14 protein-coding genes are annotated in these 20,992 nt (G+C 59.4%); 3 read left to right on the top strand and 11 right to left on the bottom strand.

Annotated elements, in window-relative coordinates:
* Positions 1-52: 52 nt before the first annotated feature.
* Positions 53-2,287, bottom strand: coding sequence for a bifunctional diguanylate cyclase/phosphodiesterase (locus tag Q1B40_RS01040; RefSeq protein WP_299808716.1), 2,235 nt, complete (start codon positions 2,285-2,287; stop codon positions 53-55).
* A 424-nt stretch (positions 2,288-2,711) separates the two neighbouring features.
* Between Q1B40_RS01040 and Q1B40_RS01035 the strand changes: the two genes are divergently transcribed.
* Positions 2,712-4,223, top strand: coding sequence for a BCCT family transporter (locus Q1B40_RS01035; RefSeq protein WP_299808713.1), 1,512 nt, complete (start codon positions 2,712-2,714; stop codon positions 4,221-4,223).
* 178 nt (positions 4,224-4,401) lie between these two features.
* On the opposite strand, the gene Q1B40_RS01030 is transcribed toward Q1B40_RS01035, so the two are convergent.
* The 8 genes from Q1B40_RS01030 to Q1B40_RS00995 form a co-directional block, all read right to left on the bottom strand.
* Positions 4,402-5,391 (bottom strand): ABC transporter substrate-binding protein, encoded by a 990-nt coding sequence (locus Q1B40_RS01030; RefSeq protein WP_299808710.1) that lies wholly within the window; start codon positions 5,389-5,391, stop codon positions 4,402-4,404.
* Positions 5,392-5,695: 304 nt separating this feature from the next.
* Entirely contained in the window at positions 5,696-7,531 is a 1,836-nt protein-coding gene (locus Q1B40_RS01025; protein ID WP_299808707.1) for a V-type ATP synthase subunit A, read from the bottom strand.
* A complete protein-coding gene (locus Q1B40_RS01020; RefSeq protein ID WP_299808704.1) occupies positions 7,528-8,289 on the bottom strand; it encodes a hypothetical protein in 762 nt (253 codons plus the stop codon). Before Q1B40_RS01020 ends, Q1B40_RS01025 begins: the two co-directional genes overlap by 4 nt.
* 2 nt (positions 8,290-8,291) lie before the next feature.
* The gene (locus Q1B40_RS01015) at positions 8,292-8,993 is read right to left on the bottom strand and encodes a hypothetical protein (protein ID WP_299808701.1); all 702 of its coding nucleotides are present in this window, start codon (positions 8,991-8,993) and stop codon (positions 8,292-8,294) included.
* A 52-nt stretch (positions 8,994-9,045) separates the two neighbouring features.
* The gene (locus Q1B40_RS01010; protein ID WP_299808698.1) at positions 9,046-9,495 is read right to left on the bottom strand and encodes an ATP synthase subunit C; all 450 of its coding nucleotides are present in this window, start codon (positions 9,493-9,495) and stop codon (positions 9,046-9,048) included.
* Positions 9,492-11,285, bottom strand: a complete 1,794-nt coding sequence (locus Q1B40_RS01005) for a V-type ATP synthase subunit I (protein ID WP_299808695.1) — start codon at positions 11,283-11,285, stop codon at positions 9,492-9,494. The genes Q1B40_RS01010 and Q1B40_RS01005 overlap by 4 nt, the downstream gene beginning before the upstream one ends.
* A complete protein-coding gene (locus tag Q1B40_RS01000; RefSeq protein WP_299808692.1) occupies positions 11,282-11,905 on the bottom strand; it encodes a V-type ATP synthase subunit D in 624 nt (207 codons plus the stop codon). The genes Q1B40_RS01005 and Q1B40_RS01000 overlap by 4 nt, the downstream gene beginning before the upstream one ends.
* Positions 11,905-13,272 carry a V-type ATP synthase subunit B gene (locus Q1B40_RS00995; RefSeq protein WP_299808690.1) on the bottom strand — a complete coding sequence of 456 codons (1,368 nt, stop codon included), beginning with the start codon at positions 13,270-13,272 and terminating at the stop codon, positions 11,905-11,907. The genes Q1B40_RS01000 and Q1B40_RS00995 overlap by 1 nt, the downstream gene beginning before the upstream one ends.
* Positions 13,273-14,051: 779 nt before the next feature.
* On the opposite strand from Q1B40_RS00995, the gene Q1B40_RS00990 reads away from it, so the two are divergent.
* Complete coding sequence (locus tag Q1B40_RS00990; RefSeq protein WP_299808687.1) at positions 14,052-15,833, top strand: ethylbenzene dehydrogenase-related protein; 1,782 nt, start codon at positions 14,052-14,054, stop codon at positions 15,831-15,833.
* A gap of 54 nt (positions 15,834-15,887) precedes the next feature.
* A complete protein-coding gene (locus Q1B40_RS00985; RefSeq protein ID WP_299808685.1) occupies positions 15,888-16,904 on the top strand; it encodes a 2Fe-2S iron-sulfur cluster-binding protein in 1,017 nt (338 codons plus the stop codon).
* A 100-nt stretch (positions 16,905-17,004) separates the two neighbouring features.
* Here Q1B40_RS00985 and Q1B40_RS00980 read toward each other — a convergent pair whose 3' ends face one another.
* Both Q1B40_RS00980 and Q1B40_RS00975 read right to left on the bottom strand, forming a co-directional pair.
* Entirely contained in the window at positions 17,005-19,902 is a 2,898-nt protein-coding gene (locus tag Q1B40_RS00980; protein ID WP_299808682.1) for an EAL domain-containing protein, read from the bottom strand.
* Between the two features lie 14 nt (positions 19,903-19,916).
* On the bottom strand, positions 19,917-20,720 hold the full coding sequence (locus tag Q1B40_RS00975; protein WP_299808679.1) for a substrate-binding domain-containing protein: 804 nt from the start codon (positions 20,718-20,720) through the stop codon (positions 19,917-19,919).
* Positions 20,721-20,992 lie beyond the last annotated feature (272 nt).

The raw sequence follows: 20,992 nt of genomic DNA, 5'->3' as shown, positions 1-20,992 counted from the left end.
CAGGAGCCGCAGACGGACCGGGATCTGTCCGCGGCTTTTCTGTCACCACTCTTCAGGCAGAGGCGCTTTTGCGGACGTCCGGAAGGTCCAGTTCACTCAGGGGCGCGGGCTTTCCGAACAGATAGCCCTGCAGATATTCGCAGCCGGCATCGACAAGAAATTGCTTCTGCGCGGTGGTTTCAACCCCCTCGCCGACGGTCTGCATGCCCATGGCCCTTGCAAGCCCGAGCATGGAGCGGATCAACGTGTCGGCTTCGTCTTCCTGACCGATGCGGGAGACGAAACTGCGGTCGATCTTCATCTTGTCGAACCGGAATTTGTGCAGATAGCTCAGACTTGAATATCCGGTTCCGAAATCGTCAATCGCCAGGCCGATCCCGAGATCGCGCAGCGCCTGGATCGTTTGAAGCGTTTCGGCGCTTTCTTCCATGAGCAGGTCTTCGGTGATTTCCAGTATCAGCCGGTCTGCGGAAAATTCGTTTTCCACCAGCAGGTCTGCGACCTGTTCGGCAAGGCCGTGCTTGCGGATCTGGCTGGTGCAGACATTTATGGACACCCCGGCGGTGTCCCAGCCGCGCGCATCACCGAGGGCGCGCTCAAGCACCCAGGCGCCGATTTCCGACATCATGTCCGCGTTGCGGGCAACAGGCAGGAAGACGGCGGGAGAAATCAGCCCGCGCTTGGGATGACGCCACCTGATCAGGGCTTCGTAAAAGACAGTGTCTCCGGTCTTGGCCGTGACGATCGGCTGATAGAAAAGCTCAAGCTCGTTTTCCCGAATTGCGGAAACAAGATCGATCCGCAGCTCGCGCTGCTCGCGCAACTGTTCGTCCATGCGGTCATCGTAATACCGGAAGGAATTCTTCTGTTCCTGCTTGCAGCGATGGAGAGCGATGTCCGCCGCGCGGATCAGTTCGGGCAACTTGCGTCCATGTTCCGGAAACCGTGCGATGCCTGCGCTGCATGAGGTCTCGATCTGCCTGTCTTCAAAGGCGACCGGCAAACTCAGGACCCGGAACAGTTCTTCGATCTCCGACTGCTGCGGCCTCGCGGCTCCCCACCTTTCGGTCAGAATGACGAATTCGTCCCCACCGATCCGGCCGATCAGTCCGTTCGAACCCAGCACCTGCTGGATACGGCGCGCCTGTTCGATAATCAACTGGTCACCCGCGGCGTGACCGTGAATATCGTTGACCTGCTTCAGATTATCGAGATCGAGATAAATCACCGAGGCGCGATTGCGTAACGCCCCGCGCACCATGAGCCATTTCGTGGCCAGTGAATGAAAATAGCTTCTGGACGCGAACCCGGTCATGGAATCGTGATTTGCCGTATGCCGTGCTTCCTGTTCCCGCCTGGCAAGGCTCCGCCGGGCATGCGCATTCTGGCGCATCGTGAGCAGCGCGATGGTCAGTATGATCCCGAGCGAAATCAGCAGGATCGGGATCGAGGACACGATAATCGAGGACGCCCGGCTCATGGGATACCAGGCAAGGTAACCAAGAACCGTGCCCGCGTTGTTGGCAAGCGGCACCGAGATCATGTCTTCCGGCACTTCGGTGACGAATTTCAGGTTGTCCAGGGACAGGCTGGCCAGCAGGTCGCTGAGATGAACTGCGTCGATCTCAAAGATGGTGAGCAGAATGTTCGGCGAAGCGAACCTCATGTCGATCCCGCCCGGATCCGGCACGATCGCAAAGGCGGCGGCAATGTTGGGTCTGCCGTCGATTTCGACGATGTCAACGCCTGAAATGTCGCTCAGCTGACCTGTAAAGCGGACCTGACCGCCAGGCCGCACAAGAGCCTGCCGGTATTTGTCCCGGATCGCGGACAACGTGGTCTCGAGCTGCTGGTTGATCTGGCGGGTGTACACGTCCGGATATGTTGTCCCGTGGAAATCAATGGCGAACGTGACGTCACCGTTCTTGTCCAGAACCGCCGTGTAGGCATGCTTGAAATCCAGCGCCATATCGACCCCGAAGCGGGATTCGATCCAGTCTATCGAAGGATGGGTCTCGACGTTCTCGTAGGCGGCGTTCGAAGCGGCATAGCGCTCCATTTCCCTGAGGAGATTGTGCTTGTGGGTTTCAAAAACGCGCGAAACCGATTTGATTTCCCGGGCCGCCGCTTCTCTTTCCGCCACCAGGACCTTGAACAGGACAGCTCCGAAAGAGAAAATCACCGCGCAGAACATCAGGAAGATGATGTAGCCGGATGGTATGCCCAGGATCGCAGGCTTCGGATGCTTTTGCTCTGCCCGAGCCCGCTCATCTTCCCCATGCGTCAAGTTAAGTATGTCTGCTTTTTCAGACAAAATACGCCTTCCACAATCACATTCTGTGTTCAGGACAGAATATCCATATTTGATAGAACCATAGAATAATTTCTGCAGAGTTAAATACGTTAAATGTAAAATAAACCCGACCTGACACCCCTGTCCTATCAACTACTTTGGATTATATATTGTTAGTAATAACAATAAGGCCCACTCTCCGGATCTTTGGTGACAGTGGGAACGGAACCTCCGGCAGGCTGCCTCTTCCGGACGAGCGGTCTGGATTTGCAGCCTTGCATCAATGCCCTCGCGAGACCGACCAAACGCGAGACCGGCCAAACATGGGCCCGGCAAACAGGTTCGGAATGAAGGGATTGCTTATGGGCAGGCGAGGCGCGACACTCGGTTCGACAGAACCTGAACCCCGGGAAACAGTATGCAAGCCTCACGTTCCCTGCTGACGGCCTCCATCAGCCTGTGTGCCCTGATAGGTCTGTGGGGCGTCATCGACCCGGCGGGCCTGCTCACCATTGCGAGTACGATCGTCGATCAGTATTTCGTCAGCCGAGGCTGGTTCGTGATGCTGTCGGTCACGCTCATGCTGCTGTTCTGCCTCGGCCTTACCCTGACGAAATTCGGTGACATCCGGCTTGGCGCGGACACGGACCGGCCGGAGTATTCGACACCGACCTGGATCGCCATGCTGTTTGCTGCAGGAATGGGGGTCGGTCTCCTGTTCTGGGCCGTCGCGGAACCACTGACCCATTACCATTTTGCCAGGGAGATGCTCCCGGCGCCGATCGCCGCGGAACAGGCCCTGCTTGCGGCCAATTTCAACTGGGGCATCCATGCCTGGGCGATCTACGGCACCACAGCGCTTGCGATTGCCTATTTCAGCTATCGCCGCGGCACGCCAATGCTCGTCAGCGCTCCTGTCAGGAACCTGTTTCCGGGCGAACGCTGGGCAGATATTGTCGGCTGGTTTTCTGACTTCATGGCGATTGCCGCCATTGCCATCGGGGTGGCCGGATCGGTCGCCATGGGGGTCTTCCAGGTCGCGGACGGGATTTCCGTTCTTTTTGGAAGCGAGGCAGCCGGTCCGGTTCTGATCGGAGTGGTTTTCTTCGTCATGATCGCAGCCTATATCCCGCCGCTGCTGGTGGATCTCGGCAGCGGCATGGCCAGGCTGTCAAACATCGCCATGATGCTCGCGATCGCGCTTGTGGGCTATACGATCGTGCTCGGCCCTTCCGAGTATCTCATGAACTCGATCATCGGCGGCATCGGCACCTACATATCCGTGGTGATCCCGCGCGGATTGCAGACCTTCACCTTCTACGGCACCGAAGCCAACACGTGGTTCCACGACTGGACGCTGACCTACATGGTCTGGTGGATCGCCTGGGGACCTTTTGTCGGTGTGTTCGTCGCGCGCATCTCGAAAGGCCGCACCATCCGGGAGTTCGTGCTGGGCGTCCTGATCGGCCCGACGCTCTTCTCTACCATCTGGTTCGGCGCCTTCGGCGGCGTCGGTCTCTATGAGACCCTCAACGGGACCGGAGAGCTGCTGGCCATGACCCAGACCAACGTTGAACGCATGACGTTCGCCCTGTTCGACCGGCTACCTTTCGCGACGCTGACAACCCTCGTGACGGTGCTTGCGGCGTTCCTGTTCATCGTCACCAGCGTGGTCAGCGCCGCGTTCGTGCTCGGCACGTTTTCCACGGGCGGAGATCCGAATCCAAGCGTCAGGGTGCGGGTGATCTGGGGCGGTCTGCTTGGCGTTCTGGGGGCGGCGATGATCCTGTCCGGCTCGCTGCAGGCGGTCAAGAAACTGATTGCCCTGGGGGCCCTGCCCTTTGTCTTCATCACCGTTCTTCTCTTCGCCTGTCTCATCCGGGCGCTGTTGCAGGACGCGAACAGAAAGCCGGCCCATGCTGATCGGTGACGCCCTCGACACGCTGCTCAACCTCGGCACATTTGCCTTTATCGGCGCCATGATCTGGCTGGTGATGAGGAAAGACCCCAAAAGCGGCGATTAACCCCGCTTTTCAGCCAGTCGCACGAAAAAAGGCCGTCCCGAAGGACGGCCTCTCTGCGGTTGCAAGGTCTTTCTGAAGCGTCGCTCAGAGCTTGTCGGTGACAACCGTTGTGGTCGCGCCTTCCGGCTCCTTGGTGATGACCGGGTCGGAACCGCCGGCCAGCAGCGACTTCACCGTGCGCTCGTAGGCTTCCATGTCGAGCGTCCCGTCGGAACCGTCGACCAGCTTGTTGATCTCGCCGACCATGCGGATCTGGTGTTTCTCGGTCTGGGCACCGGTGGCGTCGTTTTCAAGCACGATCTCCGCAGCTTCTTCCGGGTTCTCGGCGGCATAGGCCCAACCCTTCATGGATGCCTTCACGAAACGCGCCAGCTTGTCGACCATAGCCGGGTCATCCAGGCTGGATTCCAGCACATAGAGCCCGTCTTCGAGAGTCGCGACACCCTGGTCCTCGTATTTGAAGACGATCAGGTCTTCTTCCGGGATGCCCGCATCAATCACCTGCCAGTATTCATTGTAGGTCATGGTGGAGATGCAGTCGGCCTGCTTCTGCAGCAGCGGGTCAACGTTGAAGCCCTGCTTGAGCACGGTCACGCCGCCGTCACTGCCGTCGGTCGGAATGTCGAGGTGGCTCATCCAGGACAGGAACGGATATTCGTTGCCGAAGAACCAGACGCCGAGGGTCCGGCCCTTGAAGTCTTCCGGAGACGTAATGCCGGAAGATTTCAGGCAGGTCAGCATCATGCCGGATTTCTTGAACGGCTGGGCGATGTTGACGAGCGGCACGCCCTTTTCGCGCGATGCCAGCGCCGACGGCATCCAGTCGATGATCACATCGGCCCCACCACCGGCGATCACCTGCGGAGGCGCGATATCCGGACCGCCCGGCTTGATGGTCACGTCGAGGCCTTCCTCATCGTAGAAGCCCTTGTCTTCGGCGACATAATAGCCGGCAAACTGACCTTGCGTGACCCATTTGAGCTGAAGAGTGAGTTCGTCCGCGGCCTGCGCCGCGCCCGATGTCAGGCCCGCTCCCAATACGGACGCGAGCGCCAGACTTTTCAATGCCTTCATTACCATTCCCCTACTTGTTATGGGCAGAACCTACCGGCTCGCCCTCTCTGGAACTTTAAACCATTTGACGGCCCGGTCTTGCGGCGCTTCCCATGCGCCATGCCGGCTTCCCGTACTTCGACCGCAACCCGAACATTCCGCGTTTTCTGAACGGCGGTGTGCCCCGGTCACTTTGAAATCGCCCGGGCATTTGCTTGCTTACGCCCATCGCTGACCAATTGGTCAAGAAAATCTAGGAAGCTGCCACCACACTGGTCAAGGTTATTTTTTAATCAGGCCGTTTATGTGGTGAATACAAATATCCTCACGCAGGCACATGCCGCGGGGCTGATCTTACATTTTCGCGGATTTTCTCAAGCAGATCCCTGCGATCCTGACTGCCGTCCGCTGCATAATTGAGGTTCCTGAACAGGGATGTCTGTTCGGTGAAGAACCGCCGGACCGCGTCCTTGCCGTCAAAGGCAAAGCCGGTCCCGGCGATCCGGTAGACCAGATCGAAAGTTTCCTGCTGGCGCGCCAGGGGCGCGGACACGTCCACATCGTCATAGGCGTCCTGCTGAAGATAGACCATGTCGAGAAACAGCGCCTTCTGCTGCAGGATGAAGTCCTCGGTCGAAACGCCTTCCTCGCCGGTCACCTGCATCATGCGGGTGATCTCGTCCCCCTTCTTGAGCAAGTCGATCATTTCCTCCACCCTGGGCACCCAGTTTGGACCGATGTTCTCGTCGTACCAGTCGGTGAGCTGGGTGTGGTAGCGAGACCAGGACAGCAACGGGTCCACCGCGGGATAGAAGCGTTTGTAGGCGCGCTCGGAAGAAAGGCCCAGGAATGTCTTGACCGTTCCGAGCGTCGACTGGGTGACCGGTTCCTCGAAGTTGCCGCCTGCGGGCGAGACCGTGCCGATCATGGTGAGACTGCCGGTTTCCCCGGTCGCGGTTCTCAGGACACCGGCGCGCTCATAGACACCCTTGATGGCCGAATCCAGATAGGCCGGGAAGGCTTCCTCTCCCGGGATTTCCTCGAGACGCCCGGAGGTTTCGCGCATTGCCTGCGCCCAGCGCGAGGTGCTGTCGGCGATCAGCAGAACATCATAGCCCATCTGACGATAGTATTCGCCCAGCGTGATGCCGGTATAGATCGACGCTTCGCGTGCGGCGACGGGCATGGAAGATGTGTTGCAGATGATTACCGTCCGGTCCATCAGCGTGCCGTGGCCCGAAGGATCCGGCTGCTGCGGGAACTCGGTGATGGTCTCGACGACCTCGCCGGCGCGCTCGCCGCAGGCGACGACGATGACGATATTGACCGCAGAGAAGCGCGATATCAGCGACTGGAGCACCGTCTTGCCGGCACCGAACGGTCCGGGGATACAGCCCATGCCGCCGCGCGCGATCGGAAAGAACGTATCGATCAGACGCAGGGTGGTGATCAGAGGTTCGTTCGGATAGAGCCGTTCGCATTGGCCTTCCCTGACCAGCCTTTCGGGAATGGCGCGGCGCACCGGCCAATGCTGGACCATGGTCAGGTCGCGGGTCTCGCCCCGCTCGTTGCGAAGTGTGGCGACAACCTCGTTGATCGTGAAGGCGCCTTCACGGACGCGCTCCACCGTCCAGTTTCCGGTGAGGGAAAACGGAACCATGATCTTGTGCTCGAAACGGCCTTCGGGAACCGTGCCGAGCGTATCGCCGGCCCTGACCGGGTCACGGGATTTGACCTTGGGTTCGAAGGCCCATTTGCGATTCTGATCGAGCGCGTTGGTCAGAACCCCGCGCGGCAGGAAGAAGCCGTATTCGGCGGCAATATCCGCAAGCGGGTTCTGCAGACCGTCGAACACCGTGCTGAGCAGACCCGGCCCGAGCGCCACGGAGAGCATTTCGCCGCTCTGGATCACCCGGTCGCCGACACGCACGCCAGCGGTGCTTTCAAAGACCTGTGCCTCTGCCGTGCTGCCGCGCACACGCAGCACTTCCGCCTTCAGATACTCACGTGGCTTGCCATCCCGTTCCGGACCATGGGGAATGATGTACACCACTTCATTCTTGATCAGCGGCGCATCGTCGAGCGGGGCCAGGGTCACAAGGTCGTCCTGCACGGCGACGATCCGGGCGGTCGGTTCGGGAAGCTGAGCGTGACTGGTCATGAAATGGTTCCCTGAAGGGCTGGAGAGACGTCCGCGAATAAACCCTGGCCGGGGGGAGGTTCGTCGGCGGCCATGCCATCCAGCTCGCTGGGGCCGCCGAGCGCGGCAGTCACCAGAAGCTGCAGCCGCTCGCGAGCCGCATCCTCGCTGTAACGCGACCAGCGCTCGACGATGACCCAGCGCAGCACATAGATCGCCACCGCCTCGAAATCGAATTCATGCAGCATGCCGTAGTGGTCGAGTTGACGGAAAATCTGGGTCAGGCTGAGGCGTTCCATGGCGATATGTTCGCCCGATTGCATCAGGCGGTGCGCTTCGGCGACCCAGGGCATGAAATTGCCGAGGCCTAGACCCGGATCGCTCCAGTGCTTCGCGATCCGGCCGCACCAGCGGCCGAAGCCCCAGTTTTCAATGTCACCCGCAGTGTCCTGATCCTCCCGTCGGCGGCGCAGCGCCGCAATCACGGTGCGTGTCTCCATGCGTGCGCCAACCAGATGCTGAAGGTCGGGGTAATCCTTCAGATCGACGATGACTTCCCTGGCCCGGCGGAGCACTTCGCTGTCCCGGTTGTAGCGGGCCACACCCGCCCAGGCGGTCACTTCCACCAGTTCCCGCAGCAGGCGCAAATGTTCGGGCTGAAGCATCGACAGCCGTTGCTTCAGACGGAATTCCGAAATCGGCACCTCCTTGCGGGTGAACATCTTGCCCAGATGCGGCAGGCTGGTGACCAGCATGATATATTGGTGCGACCGGGACATCCTTACCTCAGGACCCCTTCCATCACGGCGCGCAGACGTGGCTGAAGATGTCGTTTCAGGAGCGTGGCGATCGCCTCAGCGGTCAGATCGATGGAAACGTCCCTGTCGGTGAGCTTGACCTTTATGCCGTCGAGACCCGGTGCGGTGGAAAAGGTCACGCCTTCACGCAGAACCTCGCCGGCAAGCGCAATGACAAAATGCGTCAGCGTGCCGGGCTCCACCGCCTCAGGCGATTGTTTCAGCTCCTCGAACGAAACGACCTTTTCCGGCAGAACGATTTCCATCGGCTCGGTTTCGCTGACGGAGGCGTTCTCTTTGGCGTTGGCCGCCATGGCCAGAATGAGTTTCTGCAGGAAGGTTTCATCGGCGAGTGTCGTTGCCACCAGCCGGCCTGCCTCCTGCTGGATGCGCTCGCCGAGTTCATTGCGCAGGCTGAGAACCAGGTCCCGGGACGCGACTTTCAGGCCGTCCTCAGTTGCCGCCTTCTCTTTGGCAGCTTCTGCGCGCGCTTCCTCCAGCAGCCTGTCGGCTTTTTGCCGGGCCGAGGTAAGGATTTCCTCCGCTTTCGCCGTCGCCCTGGCGCGTATTTCCTCGCCCTCGGACTGTCCGGCTGACACGCCTTCGGCCTTGAGGCGCTCGATCAGCGCCTGGACGCCCGCGCCGGCGGCATTTTCAAGGTCATCCGCCGCGTCATGTTTGGACATTACCGCCTCCTATTGAGAACAACCCGAGTGCAGAACTTCGTGAACCCATCCCCTAAGCCGGGATCGACCCGGCCAGTACCAATGCGAACACCAGGGCGAAAACCGAGAAGCCTTCCAGCACCGCGGCGGGAGCCAGGGATATCCCGAAGATCTCCGGCTTGGCCTTGGAGGCGTTGATGGCGGAGGCCAGCACCTCTCCCTGGCGTATCCCGGTGAAAAACATCGTGACGCCGGAGAGAACACCGATCCCGAACAATGCCGCACCGTTCGCCGCATCGATGTCTGGCCGTTGCAGGGTGAACATGATCACGATGCCGTAGATCACCTGCGAGGACGGCATGAGGGACACGCCGACAAAGCGGCCGTAGCCGCCGTCGCTGTCCAGCATCGCGCCGATGGCGGCGCTGCCGGCAAGCGTGCACCCCCAGGAACTGCCGATCGCACCAAGCGCGACAGGTGCGTAAAGTCCGAACCAACCGAGAACTATGATGAATTCGTTCACAGGCGTGTCTCCTCTTTCCTGAAGGGACGGAAGGGGGTGCCTTCGTCTTTCAGACCCCAATTGAAAAATTCTATGACATTCAGCCGCAAGCCGTGCACACAGCCGGCGATCAGCCCGAGCCCGATATTGATCGCGTGGCCGACGGCCAGAACCAGCATGGCGATCAGTATCCCGACGCCGGGGACCGCATCGTTCAACTGACCCGACAGGGTATTGATCGTCTCTCCGAGCGAGGCTGCCGCCAGCCCCAGCGCAAAGAGACGCATGTAGCTGAGGACGTCGGAAAACATATTGATGAATCGGGCAAGAGATGTGAGCCCGTCGAAGATGCGGAGTGCACCGGCCTTCAGCGACGTGACCTTTCGGTCGCTGCCGAAGACCCCCACGATCAGGAGACCGGTAACAACCGCTCCCGGCCCGGCCATTTCCAGAGATGTGCCCTGGCCGAGGTAGGTGGCCAGTCCGCCGAGCGCCACGAGACACCAGCCGACGGGCTGGAGCCGGCCGCTCAGTGTTTTTTCATGCCATGCGCGCATGACGTTGGCCAGAACCACGTGCAGGACACCGATGCAGAGCGTGATTTTCATCATTGCGTCGACATTCCTGAGGGGCAGTATGTCGAGGTACGCAAGGAGGCTCCCCTCGGGTGGTTTCACGCCGAAATAGCTTCCCGTGGCCACCCCGAATACCGCCGTGGACACCGACAGCCAGATCGACATCGAGAACATTCGCCGGCCCAGGGCCGAGCCGGCGAAACGCTTGCGGAACAGGAAAAGCAAAACCAGCAGCAGGAGGCCATAGCCTGCATCCGTCATGATCATTCCGAAGAAGACGATGAACGAGACATAGACGACCGGGGAGGGATCCCAGTCGCGGTATCCGGGCGTCTGGTAGAATTCGACCAGATCCTCACCGGCGGCAACGGACGGGTCGTTTTCCAGAAGTGTCGGTGGTGTGTCCTCTTCCGAAACCTCCTCGATGAGCGCTGCGACGCCGAGTTGGCCGGCAAGGTCCTGCACCTGCGCGATGCGGTCGCGCCGTGCCCAGGCCTGAAGAACGAACACGCGCTCGGCATCGGCCGTCTCGAGTGCTGCACGCCGGCGCGCAGCGTGATCCCGCGCAGCGGCCAGGTTCCGTGCCAGGACATAGCGCCATTTCGTCAGGACCTGGCGCTCGAGCTGCAGTTCCTCGAGTTTGATTGCCGCTGCTTCGTGGCTGCGTCTCAGGGTCGACAGCGTTTCGGAACCGACATGCACCCGCGGCACCGGCATGGCGCTGACCGGGGGCTCGTCAGGCGCCAGAAGCACGATATAGGCGCGGTACCGGTCACGATGGACAATTTCCAGAACCTTGTCCGATGGATCGACCTTCTTGAGTTTTTCCAAAGGCACGACATAGAACCACAAACGATTGTGGCCGATCTGCGCAAGATCGGTGAAGCTGAATTCTCCCCAGGGTTCGACATCCCGGATACGTCTTTCGAGCCTGGAGACAAGATCCTCGCAGTCCTTCAGCGCCCTGCGGTTCTTCAGGGTCTGCTCGACAACGCCCTCGAGATCGAAACCCTCCGGGTCGGTGACCGTGCGGAGCTGGGAGGGACAGGCGACAAGCCACCGCAGCGCCTCAACCGCTTCCCGGCCGCCACCTGGCGGAATGGCCTCCAACTCCTTTTGCACCGAGGCAAGCGGGATAAGATGCAACGCGCCGAAGCGCTGAGTGGCATCCAGAACCGTGTCCTTGTCGTCCAGAACGCCGATCAGGCTCACCTTGACCAAGGGAACGATACTCATAGTTCGGCCATCCTGGCCCCGGCGGCACGGGCAGCCGTCTTGCGCTTGGAGATCTTCGCACGCACCACCGCGTCACGCTCCGCGTCCGCCAGGGCCATGCGGATTTTTCGGATGTTGCGGGCGGCCTGCGGAATGAGCACCTTCTCGAACAGGTTGACCCGCCGCGAAATCACGGCCTCCGCCTCCAGCAGAAGCTCCACCCGTTCCCTGGCGACCTCAAGCTCCAAGCTCAGCCGCGACAGGTCCTTCATGCCCGTTACATACGGGTCAACCCAGTGAGGGCGCGCCAGCAGGGAATAGGGTTTGATTTCAAGTTCGACGTCTTCAAGCGTCGGCAGGATGGTCCCGGAGAGGTTCTGTTTTCCCTTCACCAGCTTCCTGATGGTGACCAGGCCCTGGAGCGGCACAAGCCTGTTGGCGAGCATCGGCAGCGACGCGGCGATATCATCGAAGCTCCGCCGATAGTCCTCTTCCAGCCGCTTCACGGTATTCCTGGCCCGGGCACGCTCGGCGACGATCTGAAGACGCTTGAGCTCCAGTGACGGCAGGAAGCGGTTATATTCCGCCAGCTGCTCGCTTTCCCTGGCAAGGGACGACTTGTTGAGCGCCAGCCTTGCCATCAGGCAGCCTCCCCGTCCGCGGATTTCACCGGCGGCGCCTTGTTCGGAAGGTATTTGTCGATGAGCGCCTGCTTCATCAGAAGCTGGTCGGGTTCGAAACAGTCCGCCAGGGTCTGCCAGCACAGATCCAGCGCCTCTTCCAGCGGCTTCGACACCTCGATGTCCATGAAGCGTTTGCGGAACAGGGCACCGAATTTCAGCAGCTGGCGGTCATAGTCCGACAGTTCGAAAGCCATCGACTGTTTCTGTTCCGCATCCCGCGCCCCGGAATAGAACCGGATCATGGTGTTCATGATCTGATTGTGGTCCTCACGGGTCACCTTGCCGATCACATGCTGCTTCAGGCGCGAGAGCGAGCCGAAGGGATCGATGACACCGCTGTGCAGGTAGAACTGGCCCTCGGTGATGTAGCCGGTGTTGTCGGGCACGGGGTGAGTGACATCATTGCCGGGCATGGTCGTGACCGTCAGGATCGTCACCGAGCCCGCGCCCTTGAAGTCACAGGCTTTTTCATAGCGCCGCGCGAGCTGGGAATAGAGATCGCCCGGGTAGCCGCGGTTCGCCGGAACCCTCTCCATGGCGATGGAGACTTCCTTCAGCGCATCGGCGAAGGCTGTCATATCGGTCAGCAGAACCAGGACGCGTTTGCCTTCCTCAACCGCGAATTTCTCGGCAACCGCCAGCGCCATGTCTGGAACCTGCAATCGCTCCACCACCGGATCGGACGCCTGGTTGATGAACATCACCGTGCGGGGAAAGACACCGGCGTCCTCGAACTGTTTGCGGAAGAAGGCGTAGTCGTCGAAAATCAGGCCAAGGCCGCCGAAGACGACGATGTCGGCGTCGGCTTGAATTCCGATACGCGCCAGAAAGGGATTGTAGGGCTCGCCCGATACGGAAAAGATCGGGATCTTCTGGCTTTCCACCAGGCAGTTGAAGACGTCGATCATCGGCACATCCGTGCGGATCAGACGTGACGCCAGAACGCGTTTCATCGGGTTGGCGGAAGGCCCGCCCAGCGGGACGGAAGGATCGCTCGACAAGTCCGGCCCCCGATCGATGGGATGACCGGCACCGTCGAAAACCCGGCCGAGGATATTGCCCGAATAGGTGACCTTCGCGGGCTCGCCCAGAAAACGGACGGAGGCGTTGTTGGCCAGTCCCTTGGTGCCGGAATTCACCTGAAGCGACACCATTTCGCCGTCAATACTGATGACCTGGGCGAGCGAGGTTTCACCGATGCCCGGATCCACGAGCGCCAGATCCCCCAGACAAGGGTGCCCCTCCGATCCGGGCCTGGAGGACGAGACCGCAATCCGGATGATGTCGCCAACGATGTCGATAATTCGGCTATGGGAAACCAGCATCGTCGTCCCCTGCGAATGGTCCTGTGAAGTGCAAGGATAGCAGGTGTTTCGGCACCTCTTTCACCTCTTTGCGGCAATCGATCCTGGGCGGGTTCTTCAGCTTCCTGCAATCATGCTGACCCGGCAACCCGCCAATGCCGGTCAACCCGAAGAAGGTTAAGCGGGATGTCTTGACAGGCATATGACCTGTATCAATGACCGGAGCCTCCCGATCGGCGGCGTCCTGCCAAGGCGATTATCGCGTGGGGACCGCTCTTTTCCTCCCTTGCGGGCGAGCCCCCCGGTACGACGCGCCATACAGAGCCTCAAGAGCGAAATTCGACCTTCCCTTACGGAAATTACTCTTTTGTGAAAATACTGGAATCGGAAATCTGGCTGATTTTCTAAATCAAATTGTATAATTCACGCCCACCTCGATCCCGATAGTTCATTCCTCTTCGGCATTCGGCAGAATCGTGGCTGCAAATTTTCCGACACATGACAAAACTATTGAGAGAGTCTGCATTTTTACGAGAAAATTTGTCATATTTATTAATATAATACTTTATTCTGGAAGAAAACTTCTAGTTCTTCTTCATTCTGTTGGCACCTATTTGTGCTATTAACGCTCGCACCAAGCGTCACGATTACGTTCACTGGCAGGTGCAACCTATAATTTTGCTTCACATTGTTCTCGAAATGTTATTTTCTAGACTTAAAGATCGACTTTTATGGTAGTATTTCCGTCATGGTTCACCGGTTTAACATGTGATCGTGGATCAGTTCGGATCAGGAGAGACATGTTGACGGACCACGTGACACACCATCCACTCGACCTCACGGCTCCGCCAAACTCGTCCACACAAGCCGGGCCGTCGCAGGACGGCCGCGACACCGCAGGCAGGCCGCCCAAGGTCAAGGCTCCGGTGCGCAGCGATCCCGGCACCATCCTGCTTCACTGGACGCTTGTGATCGCCATCTTTGTCAGCCTTCTGACGGGGCTCAGACTGTCCTCCGACGCGGAAGGCGCATGGTTCTCCAAACTGTTCGAGCCGATTCTGCCCCAGGGCGAGATCTGGACCTGGCACTACGTCTCCGCCGTCTTCGTTCTCGGGCTGATTTTCGCCTATGCCGCTTATATGTCGCTGGCGCGTCTGAAAAGGCGGGTTTCCTCCAAGAAAATAGTCGTCCTGACCCTGCCCGCCAGCAACAAGCTGCGCATAGCAGCGGTCAACGTCATCGCCTACTGGATCCTGTTTGCAGCGGTCATCACGTTGTCGGTGACGGGTGTCCTGCTCTACATGGGCTACGGCGGCATCTGGGTGACCGTTCATTTTACCGCGGCCGTGGTGGTTCTGGCCTATATCGGCGCACATGTTGTCCTTCATTACTGCTACGGGGGTCTGGGACAGCTTCTGCGCTTGTTCCGTCCGCAGACGTTGCGCCGGTTTCCCGGCATGGCGCGGCATCCGCTTACAATCGCCGCCGCACTCGGGGCGGTCATCATCGCCGCTGCCGTTTTGCTGGATTTCGGCACAAGGTCCGACCTCGTCGTTGCTCAGGCGGATGAATTGCCGGCGCTTGACGGGAAGCTGGACGACGCGCTCTGGCAGTCTGCCGAACCTGTGTTCGTCAGAACCCAGCAAGGGTCGAATCTTGACGGCACGGGCGAATCCACCGTTGAAGTCCGCGCCGTTCAGGTAGGTGACAAGATCGCCTTCGGTTTTCGCTGGGAAGACCCCACCCGCTCCCTGAAACGGCATCCGCTCGTCAAGACCGCTGAGGGCTGGCGCATGCTGAACAACCGGGCGGATATCTCCGACGAGACTGCCTTCTATGAAGACAAGTTTTCCGTAGCCTTTTCGACCAATGACGTCTTTGGCGGCGGCGGTGCGACGCATATGGGTCCCAAACCGCTCGGCGACAAACCGGCAGCGTTGCATGGGCGCGGCCTGCATTACACCACCGACGGCAGCCTGGTCGATGTCTGGCAATGGAAGGCTTCGCGCGGCGGCATGCTGGGCAAGGTCGATGACATGTGGTTCGGCGCGCCCGTGGAGCCGAACGAGGCGCAATTGGCCGGCAAGGGCCGTTACAGCGCCGGCTACAGTTCCGACGACGGCAAGGCCTTCTACATCTACAACTATATAGGCGATCCGGAGACCCATTATCACGGCACCGTCGGTGTCCGCCGTCTTCCGATCGACTACGTGAAGACCGCAGCCCTGATGGGCAACATCGACCTGTCGGTGGAAGCCAGCGAAGACCAGGGAGCGCAATGGTGGATGTTCGAGGATGAAAGCGTTCCCTATTCCGAGGAAAAGGACGCCGAAATCCCCGTAGGCACCGTTCTTCCCGGCGTTCTGATCCAGGGCGAATACTCGGGAAATCGGGCTGACCTTGAGGGTGGTTCGCAGTGGCAGGACGGCTATTGGACGCTTGAAGTCATCCGCGATATGGATACCGGCAACGAAAAGGACCTGGCCATGAAGGACGGGCTGTTCATGTGGCTGTCGGTCTTCGATCACAACCAGACCCGCCACACACGCCACTCGCGCCCGGTGCGCCTGACCTTCGATTGAATCGGCACCTGAACGAACCGGACCGCCACGCTTCACACCACGGACACGCCAAACATGTCAAAAAGCACATGCACCGTTACGATCAACGGCAAGAAGATCAAGGCCAATGTCGGGGACACCCTGATCGATGCCGGCCTCGGGGGACGCCTCGTCATCCCGCATGATTGCTGCTCCGGTCAGTGCGAAACCTGCCGGGTTCGTGTGCTGGACGGCGAGATCGACGATCTGGGAACGCGGGAGAAGGACACCGTGCTCGGGTGCATTTCCGTCCTCACGGGCGATGCGGAGATTTCCTATGACCCCGTGCCGATCGTGAAAACGGCCAGGGGCATCGTGGATTCCATCCGCGAAGTCAAGAAAGACTACCTGGAGGTCCGCATCCGCGTGGCACGGCCGGTCACGTGGCTTGCCGGCCAGTACCTGCGGGCCACCTTCGCCGGCTATCCGCCCCGGGACTACAGCCCGACGACACCGCTCAACCTGGACGCGGAACAGGACATCATCGTCTTCCACATCAAGGTCTATCCCGACAGCGCCGTATCCTCGCAACTGGGAACCGGCATTGCAAAGGGCCATAGCGTCAAGCTTCACGGTCCGTTCGGCAACGCTTTCCTGCGCCGTCAGCCGGAACCGATCATTCTGACCTCGACCGGAACCGGGTTTGCTCCGATATGGTCGATTGCGGTTGCCGCAAGCATGGGTCAGCCCGGTCGGGACATCCGTATCATTGCCGGAGCTAGAACCAGAGACGGTCTTTACATGCGCGACGCGGTGCGCTGGCTGCGCAATCGCGGCATCGCGATTTCACTGACGGCGAGCGACGGCGACGATGAAACCGTGCTGTCGGCACGTCCGCAGGACCTCGTCGGCGACGTGACGCCGGACCACGTCATCTATTCCGCAGGCGCCCCCGCACATGTGGAAGCGATGCGCGAGCTCGCCAGAGAGTCCGGGGCAACCTTTTATGCCGACCCGTTTTATGTGGCTGAGGAAGATAGAGGCGTTCTGGCCCTTGCCGGCGCCCTGCTGCGCAAGGCGGCAACGCCGTTCACATCCGCTCCGGCGCGGTAAGATATCCGCTCAGGGTCGCCGGCCGGCGACTTGAAATTCAAGCCGGACGCTGGAGCTTTTCTCGTCATCAAATGAATGGCGGATACAAGCACAAACCGCTCTATTGGGCTGCGGTCGATATCGCCTGATCAATGGAGAAGATCAGTTCCTGGGCTTGCGCCACCGGCATGGGGTGCCCGAGGTAATAGCCCTGCGCTTCGGTGCAGCCGATATCCACCAGCATGTCCAGCAGTTCCTTGGTCTCGACGCCTTCGGCGGTGGTGGTCATGTTGAGGTTCTTGGCCAGATCGATGATCGCCTTCACGATGGATATGGAATCGTCCGAGTAGGCCATCGACCGCACGAAGGACTGATCGATCTTGATCTTGTTGAACGGGAAACGGCGCAGATAGCTGAGCGAAGAGTACCCGGTTCCAAAGTCATCCATCGACACCTTGACCCCCAGCGACTGGGCCTGATGCAGGGCGTTCAGAACGTCATCTGAGTCGGTAAGAAGAACACCTTCCGTCACTTCCAGTTCCAGACGATCCGCCCGCAATCCGGACGAGACGAGAGTTTCGATCAGCACCGGACCGAAAGCGTGGCCACGCAGCTGGCGCGGCGACAGGTTCACCGCCACACGCAGGTGCGGCGGCCAGTCCGCCGCGATCCGGCAGGCCTCCTGCAGCACCCATTCACCCAGAGGGTTGATCAGGCCGGTGTCCTCGGCAAGCGGAATGAATTCCGCGGGAGATACGAGCCCCCGGGTAGGGTGGTTCCAGCGAACAAGGGCCTCGAACCCTGAAATCGTGAAACTTCCGAGGCAGTATTGCGGCTGAAAATAAAGCTCAAGTTCGCCGTTTCCGACCGCGTTGCGAAGATCGGTGATCAGTTCACGCCGGTCCTTGACCGCAGTGCCCATGTCCGCCTCGAAGAAGCGGTAGGTGTTGCGTCCGTCTTCCTTGGCCCTGTAAAGCGCCAGATCGGCCTGTTTGAACAGCTCGTCCCCTGCCGTGCCGTCTCCCATGGCGAGCGAGATGCCGATACTCACACCGATGACGATTTCATGATCGGCAATCTGGAACGGCTGAGACAGTTCCCAGATGATTGTCTGGGCGAGTTCGTCGATCTCCTGCACGCTGCTAGGCAGACCGGTCAGGATCGCAAATTCGTCGCCGCCGAGCCGGACGACAATTTCCCTGTCGCTGACAAGCGCCTTCAGCCGGACAGCCACCTGCCGCAACAGTTCGTCGCCAATAGGATGTCCGAGGGCATCGTTTACGGTCTTGAACTCATCCAGGTCGAGGCACAGGATCGCAAATTCGCCTCCTTCAACCCGCTGACGTTTCAGGAGCGCCTGCTTCTGTTCGCGGAATTCCATTCTGTTCGGCAACTGGGTCAGGATGTCGTGGCGGGCAAGATAGGCCAGCCGGTCCCGGGCTTCCTGACGCTCTGTAATATCTTCCGAGATGGCCACCCAGCCGCCGTCGGACAGCGGCTGGCGCGTCGTCAGAACAATCCGGCCGGAGCGGATTCTCACCATCTCCGTACTTTGCGTTCCCTGGTTCTGCTTGCGCTCCGCAGATGAAGCGCCGTAAGCCGCGGCACGCGATTTCTCCGGCTCGATCGTTTCCAGGTTCTGGAGTGTGGAAAGTTCGGCCGCCGTCATGCCCGGCTTGATGCTATCCGGCTCCATTTCGAACAGTTCCAGATAGCGCTGGTTCGAGACGATCAGTTTGCCGGACGAGTCGAACATGCACAGGCCGTGCGACATGTTGCTGAGAGCGGCATCGAACAGGATGTTCTGTTCGCGCAGCCGGGCTTCCTGCGATTTCAGGATCAGGTTCTTCTCGCTCACCCTGAGACGCAGCGCGTCGCGTTCCTTGACGGATCGCTGCAGGGAAACGACAGAGCGTGCGATATCGCCGACTTCGTCACTGCGCTCGGTGCCAACCACCTTGCTTTCGAAATCACCGTCCGGGATCCCGGACAGAACGCGGGTAATGTTTGTCAGCGGGCGGGTGACCTGACGGGCGAGGAGAAAGGCGACACTGGCGAATGCAACGAGCGTCAGAAGCCCGAAGAGCAGAAGCCACTTGAGCAGTTTTGCTTCCTCTTCGATCCCGATCCTGGTGAGTTCGTTCTGGGTTTCCGTCAGAGCCTCGATCGGCATCATTGCGCAAATCGACAGCGGCAGCACCGGCACGCCGCATTTGATAACCCTTTCTCCGTTGAACGTCAGGTTCGGAGTTTCGGGCATGCTGACGAGATCGGATTCATTGCCGAGGAAATTCGCTTCCGAGATGATCCTCTCGTCGTAGATGATGGCCAGCTCGAAGGCATTGATCTTGGCAAGGTCCGCTAGCAGGGTTTCCTCCGGGCGCAGCCAACGCTGCGCCAGAAGCCCTCCGATCACGTAGCCGAAATCGTCAAAGACCGGCACGAAGATGATCTGCGAGACCGCGTTGATGTTATCGTCCGGAACGAACACCTTGGTGTCACTGATTGGCACTATTTTCGAGATGGTCCGTTTCTCTCCCGGGTAACTTACCTTCAGAGACTGGACCATGTCGGAATAGAAGCTGAAGCCCTCGATATTGGAACCCAGTGTCACGAGATCGGCGTTATAGGACGAGGCACCTATGACCCTCGCCTCATCGTCCAGGACAACAATTCCGTCGACATCCGCCAGCTTTGCGGCCGGACCGAGCAACTCGGACATGGCGACCACATTCCGGGACGCGATGGCCTTCGCAGTGTCGGCGCGCTCGGCAATCGAGTTCAACCGCCGGAACCTGTCCTGAAAAAGAAATTCCAGGCGCGTTCCGGCAAGCTCCACATCGGCGGACAGTTTCTCCTGCAGGCGCGACTGAGACAGTTGCAGCAGCTCGCTTTCCTGGCGGGCCATGCTGTCCTCAAGCTGATAGGCCACGAGCCCGATCAATCCGGCAAACGCGCATAGCGCCGTAAAAACAGCGCCGTAAGTGTAGTGCCAAAGAATGGACGAGTGACGTATCATATTCACACTTGAAGCTATTTCAGAACCGGTACACCGCCGAAGTCGCGAATCTGGCTGCGCGCGCGATCGGACTGGGCGTAGTCGATGAATGCCTCCATCTGGGCATCCATGGTGCCGTCCTTGTAGATCAGGGCCAGCGTGACGGCGCTTGGATAGCTGTCTTCCGTGGGATGACTTTCATCTATCTCAAGCACATTGAGCCCGTCCTCGAGGGGAAGGGAGTAAGGGCCGAAGGCAATAGCTCCTTCAACCTCGCGGGCGCTTGCAATCGCCTCCTGCGTGGTCAGCGCCGTCTTGGACCGCGGTGAAAATTCCAGGTCCGTCCAGCCGGGCATGGAGCCGCGCAGAACCTGCAACGTGCTGTCGGCGTCCTCCCGCCGGACGAGCCTGACCCGCAGGTCCGCGCCGCCCACTTCCGACCAGTTCGTAATTTCACCAGTATATATTTTTACCAGTTCTTCACTTGTCAGGCCTTTAATCCCGGTAGAAGGATGGGTGAAAATCGCACTCGGAATTCTGGCGATCGGCAGGTAGATCAAACCATACTGGACTTCGCTGTCCTTCAAGGGCCTGGCAACCCGGCCGAGCCGCTCCGAACCGGAGCTGACCGCTGCAATTCCACCTCCGGAGCCGATGCTCGGGGGGATCGACAACTCAATAGCGGGGTGAGCAGCTGAAAAGCCTTTGCCAATCTCGCGGAGCATTTCAAGGCCGTCACCGGTTCCGACGACATTGAGGTCGGAATCCGCAATTGCAGCCGGGGTCAGCTGTAGAAACGCTCCTAGCGAGAACACCAAGGCGAAGGTCAAAACTCTCATCTTTACCACCTAATCTTGTGCGCGCTTGCTAATCTAGCTTATTCAAGTTAATATTTTCCTAAATATACAATAAAAATTAGAGTAAAAGTGAATTTTGCGCGGTAATTCGAAATACAACTTAATTATTCTTCTGGTTGTATATTTGTTTCTATGAGAAATTATTTGCCTTCAGGTGATAATATTTCACTTATAGCCACGCACTGTAATAGTTTAAAATTTAACTATCTCTTTGACGCCTTTATTACCTGACCAAATAATCCTGCGCTGATTTC

It is taken from the genome of uncultured Roseibium sp., assembly GCF_947496995.1.
In the GTDB taxonomy this organism is placed as follows: domain Bacteria; phylum Pseudomonadota; class Alphaproteobacteria; order Rhizobiales; family Stappiaceae; genus Roseibium.
This window is presented reverse-complemented; position numbering and strand designations above follow the sequence as displayed.